We start from the raw sequence: 7673 nt of genomic DNA, 5'->3' as shown, positions 1-7673 counted from the left end.
CACGCTGCCTCCATTTCACCTGCAAAATTTATATATATTTTCAGTTAATTACCATATAAACCTTTGATTCTACTTTTGACTTCTTCATGATGAAATGTTTTCTCATGCATCATCAATTCCTGTTCAATGACGCGCGGCAGCTGATCGCGAAGCGGGGCAACCAAATGATCTTTCAGTGTGACCAGTGAGTTTCTCGGCTTTTCCGCCAGTTCTTGCGCCAGCTCCACTGCATAATCTAACACTTCTGCACGGGGCAGCACCTTAAAAGGAACCCCTCTTTTTTCAAGATCAGCTCCGCGGTAGCTGCACGCATTCAATAATATTTCCTGGGACAGGCTGAAACCCAGTTTTTTAGGAACGATAAAGGTAGCGCCCATTCCAGGCGTAAATCCGTATTTCATAAAATTAGCCGTATACACGCTTTCTCTGCTCAGAATGACTATGTCAGCAAAGAGCCCCATGACAAAGCCGCCTCCAATTCCATGGCCCTGCATTGCCGCAATAACTGGAATCTCACAATCCAGCGCCAGAGAATAAAGATTGTCATCAGTGAACTTGGTCAATCCCTGCTGAATTCGAAGCAGTCCTTCTTGCGTTCCCCCTGAAGCAAAATAATTATCATATCCTGTCAAAATGACCGCTTTGTATTTGGGGTTCTGCCGTATGTATTCAAACGCTTGAATTAAACCGTCTGTAAGTTCTTGTGAAAACGCGTTTTTATGAGTGCGATCTTGCATCTTTACCTGAATAATGGCGGAATCAATTTCGATAAGCTCTACAACAGAATGCGTCATGATGTCCTCCTAACGGTTCTGATTGTCATTTTTAAACGGTTACTGATCCTCCCATGGGAATTGCCCTGTTTCAACATACCTGATGATTCCCATTTGGTTTTGAGGATCAGAAAACATGTTTTGATTTGCAGTTAAAGCGGTGGCTTTCGCACGACTGACTTGATGATCAAGTGAGCTCATAAACTGTTTATAATGTGCGATTCCTTTTTTATTCAGCCTCCGCAAACGCAATAAATGCTTTCTCAGCAGCACGTCACTTTCAGCATCAAAAGCATCTATTAACCCCCATTCACTGGCTTCCTGAACGGAAATCGGCTTTGTCATAAGCGTCATATAATGCGCTTTCTGCCAGCCGATACGGCGGATCAGAAACGGTAAAACACAAGCAGGGTAAAGGCCGAATAGCAGCTCAGAGAGACTGAATGACGCCGTCTGATCAGCAATGGCAATATCTGTGGCAGATACGAATCCAAGACCGCCTGCATTCACTTTTCCCCTGACATGAGATATCGTGACGTAAGGACCGGTCTGCAATTTCAGCCACAAATCATAGAGAAGCTCTTGGGAGCTTGCCTGTTTTCTGCCCCTTTTCATTTCCTGATAGATTTCTTGAAAATCAGCTCCGAAACAAAACACCTCGGGAAGCCCCTCTAAAACGACAACCGTCACCGTTGATGTTTCACATTGGTTTAACACTTGCAAGCATTCTTCTATCAGCGTGTCATTAATCGTATTATTCGCTTCAGGACGGTGAAAGGTAATATAGCAAACCGACGCTTGAAAGCGGACCTTTATCGTTTGATAGGTCACGAGATCCACCTGTACTTCCGATGAAACTCAGAAATTTCTTCTAAAAACAAGCGCGGTTTCTCTTGAGTGGACTGCATGATGCCCGGTATCATCTCAAAGTCCAGCTTTACATTGCGCGTCCCAAACCGCACCATCCCGCTCCCCTTAAACAGCAGCTCATACTCTTCCATGGAGAGCTGATAGCGGCGGTCCAAATGCTTCTCAATACCAAATGTTCGCTGACGCTCCTGGCCTTGCGGAGTTGTAATTCCGCTGTAAAATTCAGAACAGCAGCCGGATCCGTAGGAAAAACAGCCAATTCGTTTAGGCGTATCAAATCTCCCTTGGTCTATCGTGCTGGCCAATGCCAGAAACAAGGCTGCCCCCATAATATTTCCAACCCGTTGACAGTAGTTTAAACCTGGTTTTACACGAGTTAAAAAATCCGGCTCAATCCCAGAGGTTTTCACCTTCGCCACCTTACGCATCATTGTCCGGTGCGCACCTTTCACCATCCCGCCAAAGGGCGTATGATAAGCAAGATATTGAAACGTGTCCTGATAATTGGCACCCGGTACACGCTTTTGATATTCCAGAAAAGTCTGTTCGCAGCAATCCAAATATGACATTAAAGACAGATCAGAATCTCCCGCTTCACTGTCGGGAATGGGGCGGCACGTGTCCATCACTTCATAGCCGTAATAACCATTTGCTCCGGGATCTATTTGAAACACCTCGGGATTTTCGCCAACTAAAACGGCCACCGCTCCCGCTCCGGCGCTCGGTTCCGCATAAGACCAATCTTCGCTTAAAGCGTCTCCGCCCTCAGCGATTAAAAAACGTGAAATATCACTGGCGATAACCAGTGCTTTGGCACCCGGAGAGGTCTGGGATAATATAAAATTCACCGCCATCTGAAATCCCGCTGTCCCTGAATAACACGCCTGTTTAACCTCAAACAAACGGCAGTTGCGGTTGAGACCTAAATATTCATGGATATATGTACTTAACGATTTCCCAAAGTCGATCCCGGATTCAGAGCAAGTGATCAGCAATTCAATCCGGTCCTTCTCTGCTTCAGATAAAGCATCAATAATCGGCTTAGCTGCATTGACTCCGAAGGTCACGGGATCTTCATAAGGCAGTGCTACCGCTTTTTCTTTCATTAATAAGTTTTCAAATCTCGCAGTATCCAAGTGTCTGTATTTGGCCAGCTCCATGACATCAAGGTATGCCGTTCCGCCAAAGACATTCATCGCTTCTATTCCGGCTGAAACCATTTATGATTCGCCTCCACATTTCTCAATGTTTTGTATACAAACCGCGGTGTTCATTCCGCCAAACCCCATGCTTAAGCTCAGCGCATTTTTGATGCGGTATGAAATCGATTTCTCATTTACCCAATGAAAAGAATCATTGATTGGATGATCCAAATTCCGGCTCGGATGCAGGGCAGATTTTTTCATTTGCAGCAAAACAGAAATAATCTCTACGATGCCCGCCGCACTAAGCCCGTGTCCGGTTATCGATTTTGTTGCATTGATATAAGCATGGGAAAGCCGGCATGCACGGAGCGCCTTTAATTCTATTTCATCTCCAATAAAAGAGCCTGTTCCATGAGGGTTAATATAATCAATATCTTCTGGTAAAAGCCTGGCACGCTCCAGTGCCTTCTGGATGACATGAATCTCTCCTTCTAATGAAGGATCAGGATTCCGGTTTCCGTCCAGTTTGATTGACCAGCCAGACAATGCTGCATAAGGTTTGAGACCTCTTCGTAAAGCCGTCTCCTTTCGTTCTATTACCAATGCACCGCACGATTCTCCATAGATAAACCCGTCTCTGTTTTGATCGAAGGGACGGCACGCTTTTTCAGGTTCATCAGCATATTTGTCCGTCCCCATAGCGCCTAAAGCCCTTAGCGCCTCGCATTCCATATAAGAAAGATCCATTAAAGCACCAAGTGCTATGCAAGTATCAACTTCGCCTGACAGGACTTGCTGAATTGCATGAATGACTGCTAACTGGCCGCTGGCCGAGGCTCCTCCCACCGTATATGCTAATCCCGTGATGCCAAACTGATCTGTACATATCCCGCAAAGATCGCTGTCCATGAAAGACAGGCCATACGCCGGAGAAATAAAACCGGAGCGGTCTTGATACCTTTCATAAACTTCAAAGTTTTCTCTCTGCTGAAAATTTGACCCGCCAACAACCAGTCCGATACGTGAGGAATCTGAATCGTCCAATTCAGCCTCCTCCCAAGCCTCTGTGAGAGTTACCAATGCAGCGCGGCTGGAAAATGATGCTTTTCGCAACATTTTTTTAGAGAGTCGGTCAGGATAAGACAATGACGCAATTTCGGCTCCGATAAACCGGCTGTCTTTTTGTCTGCCTGAACGCTTCATGACATCAAAGGCATGTCTGCCGGACAAGAGCGAGGAAGCAAAGTCCTCTTTCCCTTGACCGATAGAGGCCGTGACGCCTACACCGGTCACCACCACCTCAGGCAGATTGCACTTTGTCATAAAGCACCTCAGCTAATTCACCGATGTTTTTCACCCCGGATAGCTCAATGCGAGGGATTTTTAACGATAAATCCTCTAGCACCATCGTGATAATTTCAGCTCTGTCTACAGAGTCAGCTCCTAACTCAACTAACTGATCTTCAGGCTCAAATCTGTGTCCGTCTAATTCAGGAAGCACCTCGCAAATATTGGTGATTAGTACTTCAAAGATTCTCTGCTTATCCATAATGCGCTCTCTCCTTCAAGGGATTATTTTAATGATTTTTATAGGTATATTTTCATAATATTCAAACTTTTATTTTTATGTTGTCTGTTTCATGCGACGGCTGATACATCGATTGCATCCGTTCATGAAGCAATACTGCCGTTTCTGTCATTAATTTTTTCCCGATTTCATCCACATGGCGGTTTCGCCAATTTTCTAATTGCGATCCTTTGACCCATTGATTAAAGGCTCCCAGCGCGGGACCGCAGTGAATTTGATAATCGACCTTCGAATGTTCGCTTCCGCTGATTGCCAATTTTGAGCTGTATCTGAAATACCATCGAAAAATCAAAGCCATTTTATGCTTCGGATTTTGTTCAGCCTTCTCAATGTCTGCAGCGGGATAATGCAATGCAATATCTTTATATATGTCTTCTATACTGCGTTTAAAGTATTTCTCCTCAAGCTGGGCCAGCATCTTTGCATCCAGCTCACGTATAGACCCATACCGCTGATACAGTTCATATAACTTGTTTGCCCGTGCGGGAAAGAACACGCCTTTCTTTAGCACCTGCACTTTACTGCCCGATTCAAACATATCACCTGCAGGCGCATAGGCTGTATCTTGTACATTCATCTGCTGAAGCAAATCCTTTACTTTATCACTTGTTGCCGCCTCAACCGTACATTGATTGATTGAGCCTGTTAGAATAAAATCAGCTCCTAGCATAAAAGCCGCCATCGCTGCCTCAGGTGTTCCAATTCCTCCAGCTGCACCAACTCTTATTTTTTTCCGGTATTGATATTTTTTCATCATTTCATCTCTTAAAGATGTCATCGCCGGCATCAGGCTGTATGCTACACCGCCATCTGTATGACCGCCTGAATCAGCTTCTACACAAATATCGTCGGCCATCGGAATGCACCGCAACAACTCAGCTTCGTTCATAGTGATTTTATTTTCTCCTAAAAGCTTTTGCAGCATATTCTCAGGCGCAGGACTCAGAAATGATTCTGCAACTTCCGGCCGTGATATTTTTGCTATGAGACGATTTGAGCATATAACGTCACCATTTTGATTTCGTTTCACTCCTTTTGCGCGGTACCTTACTAATGCGGGAGTGACACTTAAAAATGCTGAAGCTTCCACAATGCTCACTTGATTCCTCAATAAAAGATCGATCATTTTTTCTTCTGATTCAGTATGTTTCATATTGTGGACCAGATTGATGCCGTAGGCTTGTCCTTTCCCTAATTCACCTTGTATAGCATGGATCGCATCTTCAACCTCTTTCAGGCTCAGACCTCCTGTGCCAAAGAACCCCATCATTCCCGCTCTTGACAGCTTTACTACCATTTCTTTCGAAGCAATGCCGCGGTACATTCCGCCTGCAAGATAAGCATATGTAAGATGATAATCTTGTTTAAATTCAGCACTTCCTAAAGATTCTGCCGTAATCCCAGCTTGAACATTGCGTTGCTCCTTTAGATGCGCACTGATCGCGGGGTTCTTTTTCGGTATATATGTCAATGGTTCAGCTTCATTTTTAATCCGATGAATGAGACCGGTTAAAACAGCTCCAGGCCCAATCTCTTCAAACTCCATTTCTCCTCTTCCCATCAGGAAACGAATGCTGTCCGTCCATTTCACTGTGTTGTCCATTTGTTCAGATAATGTATCTTTTAATCTGTCTTGATGGTATGGCTCTGCGTAGACATTGGAGATAACCGGGATCGCCAAAGGTGCAAACTGGAATGAGTCAATATATTGCTTAAATACCTGTTTGGCTTCATTCATATATCTGGAATGAAAAGCTCCGCTCACATTTAATGGATGAAACAGCATTACATCCTTAGTGTTTTCAAAAATAGCCCGAGCTTTTTCAATCTCTTTTTTCGGGCCAGAAATCACAATTTGCCGGGGCGTATTTTCATTTGCCACATCAATGTCATGAAGACAGTGCTCTTCTAAAACGGCTGTAACTTGTTCCTTACTCAGGCCGATCACAGCAGCCATTCCGCCCCCTGTAATTCGTCCCATCAATTCTCCTCTTTTTTTGACGAGCCTTAATCCGGTTTCAAAATCAAATGCACCGGCTGCCATCAGCGCATTGTATTCTCCTAAGCTATGTCCTGCCGCAAAATCAGGTTTTCTGCCGGTCTCCTCCACTTTCTTCAAGTAACTGAGTGCATTAACAACGTACAAAGCCGGCTGCGTGTATTCAGTATGATTTACATCCAGATATGATTTTTCGGTACATAGCTTCTCTATTGAATAGCCCAATATTTGATCTGCTTGATCAGTCAAATGCTGATATTGTTCAAATAGCCCTTGTCCCATCCCCTTTTGCTGGGAGCCTTGCCCCGGAAAGACATATGTAATCATCTTGTAAACTTCCTTTCTGGTGTACGGAAATACTCAACCGTATTCAGATTTTTCAGCTCCTGATGAAATGGTGTTATGATTGAGCAGCAACGGTCAGCTGAATCACTCGGAATCAGCTGTTTCACAAAAGCAGCTAAGGTGCCGGATGGCCCTAAATCGATAAACTTGCATGTATGCTGGCTTTCCAAATATCGAATCGCTTCACGAAACAACATTGGCTTTCTGACCGCATTCCAAAAGAAATTCTCGTCCATTACGTGAAGGCAGCTTCCCGTTAAGCTCGATACAATCGGTATTGACGGTTTTTTAAAAGATTTTGATCTTAAAAATTCTGCATAGGCACTCTCTGCCGGATCAATAAGCGAAGAATGAAAGGCATAGGACACAGGAAGCAGCTGGCAAAGAATCTGCTTCTCTTTTAAATCCTCCATAATCTTCCTTATATGATCTTCTTCACCAGAAATGACGAAGTGCGAATCATAATTGATAGAAATGAGTTCACTATTTCCAAACAGTTGCGGATAATCATTCAGCAATTGCGGTTTGTCCAGAATGGCCACCATTTTTCCTTTATCACAGGAATTTTGGATGATAATAGCCTGTTCTAGTATGCAATCCAGTATATCCTCTGCGTCTGACACACCAGAAACTGCCGCTGCTGCGAATTCTCCCAGACTTGATCCCAATACGTAATCAGGATAAATTCCCCTGTCTTCCAAAACCTTATATAAGGAATACTCAATCATAAAAATGGCGGGGTGGGAAAAAAGAATACTGTCAAACGGATCTGACACACGTTTATCTTGATGGTAGATTTCTTCAACAATGGATGTGCCGATTCGCCGTGCTGCAATGGCATCCATTTCAAGCATTGATTGGCGAAACACGGTATTTTCCTTAAATAGTTCTTTCCCCATGTGATAGTATTGGGAACCTTGCCCGGAAAACATAAAAACAAGCGGTTCATTCAT

The 7673-nt window shown here is 44.1% G+C and carries 7 protein-coding genes; all 7 read right to left on the bottom strand.

What is annotated here, in order from left to right; genetic code table 11:
- Nucleotides 1-44 precede the first annotated feature (44 nt).
- The 7 genes from AC0OMA_RS09385 to AC0OMA_RS09355 all read right to left on the bottom strand — a co-directional run bounded on the left by AC0OMA_RS09385 (nt 45) and on the right by AC0OMA_RS09355 (nt 7673).
- Nucleotides 45-794, bottom strand: coding sequence for a polyketide synthase (locus tag AC0OMA_RS09385; protein ID WP_474222060.1), 750 nt, complete (start codon nt 792-794; stop codon nt 45-47).
- Between the two features lie 39 nt (nt 795-833).
- Nucleotides 834-1613, bottom strand: a complete 780-nt coding sequence (locus tag AC0OMA_RS09380) for an enoyl-CoA hydratase/isomerase (RefSeq protein ID WP_015383708.1) — start codon at nt 1611-1613, stop codon at nt 834-836.
- Nucleotides 1601-2863 carry a polyketide biosynthesis 3-hydroxy-3-methylglutaryl-ACP synthase PksG gene (pksG, locus tag AC0OMA_RS09375; protein ID WP_015383707.1) on the bottom strand — a complete coding sequence of 421 codons (1263 nt, stop codon included), beginning with the start codon at nt 2861-2863 and terminating at the stop codon, nt 1601-1603. Before pksG ends, AC0OMA_RS09380 begins: the two co-directional genes overlap by 13 nt.
- The gene (gene pksF / locus AC0OMA_RS09370) at nt 2864-4111 is read right to left on the bottom strand and encodes a polyketide biosynthesis malonyl-ACP decarboxylase PksF (protein ID WP_181219184.1); all 1248 of its coding nucleotides are present in this window, start codon (nt 4109-4111) and stop codon (nt 2864-2866) included.
- On the bottom strand, nt 4089-4337 hold the full coding sequence (locus AC0OMA_RS09365) for an acyl carrier protein (protein ID WP_003231809.1): 249 nt from the start codon (nt 4335-4337) through the stop codon (nt 4089-4091). The genes pksF and AC0OMA_RS09365 overlap by 23 nt, the downstream gene beginning before the upstream one ends.
- A gap of 61 nt (nt 4338-4398) precedes the next feature.
- The gene (fabD, locus tag AC0OMA_RS09360; RefSeq protein ID WP_474222059.1) at nt 4399-6702 is read right to left on the bottom strand and encodes an ACP S-malonyltransferase; all 2304 of its coding nucleotides are present in this window, start codon (nt 6700-6702) and stop codon (nt 4399-4401) included.
- Nucleotides 6699-7673, bottom strand: a complete 975-nt coding sequence (locus AC0OMA_RS09355) for an acyltransferase domain-containing protein (protein ID WP_474222057.1) — start codon at nt 7671-7673, stop codon at nt 6699-6701. The genes fabD and AC0OMA_RS09355 overlap by 4 nt, the downstream gene beginning before the upstream one ends.

Source organism: Bacillus sp. AMCV2 (assembly GCF_056033925.1).
This window is presented reverse-complemented; position numbering and strand designations above follow the sequence as displayed.

What these genes read in the sequence shown, in the direction of transcription:
- AC0OMA_RS09385 (WP_474222060.1), bottom strand. Translation starts at nt 794, where the DNA reads ATGACGCATTCTGTTGTAGAGCTTATCGAAATTGATTCCGCCATTATT.
- pksG (WP_015383707.1), bottom strand. Translation starts at nt 2,863, where the DNA reads ATGGTTTCAGCCGGAATAGAAGCGATGAATGTCTTTGGCGGAACGGCA.
- pksF (WP_181219184.1), bottom strand. Translation starts at nt 4,111, where the DNA reads ATGACAAAGTGCAATCTGCCTGAGGTGGTGGTGACCGGTGTAGGCGTC.
- AC0OMA_RS09365 (WP_003231809.1), bottom strand. Translation starts at nt 4,337, where the DNA reads ATGGATAAGCAGAGAATCTTTGAAGTACTAATCACCAATATTTGCGAG.
- fabD (WP_474222059.1), bottom strand. Translation starts at nt 6,702, where the DNA reads ATGATTACATATGTCTTTCCGGGGCAAGGCTCCCAGCAAAAGGGGATG.
- AC0OMA_RS09355 (WP_474222057.1), bottom strand. Translation starts at nt 7,673, where the DNA reads ATGAATGAACCGCTTGTTTTTATGTTTTCCGGGCAAGGTTCCCAATAC.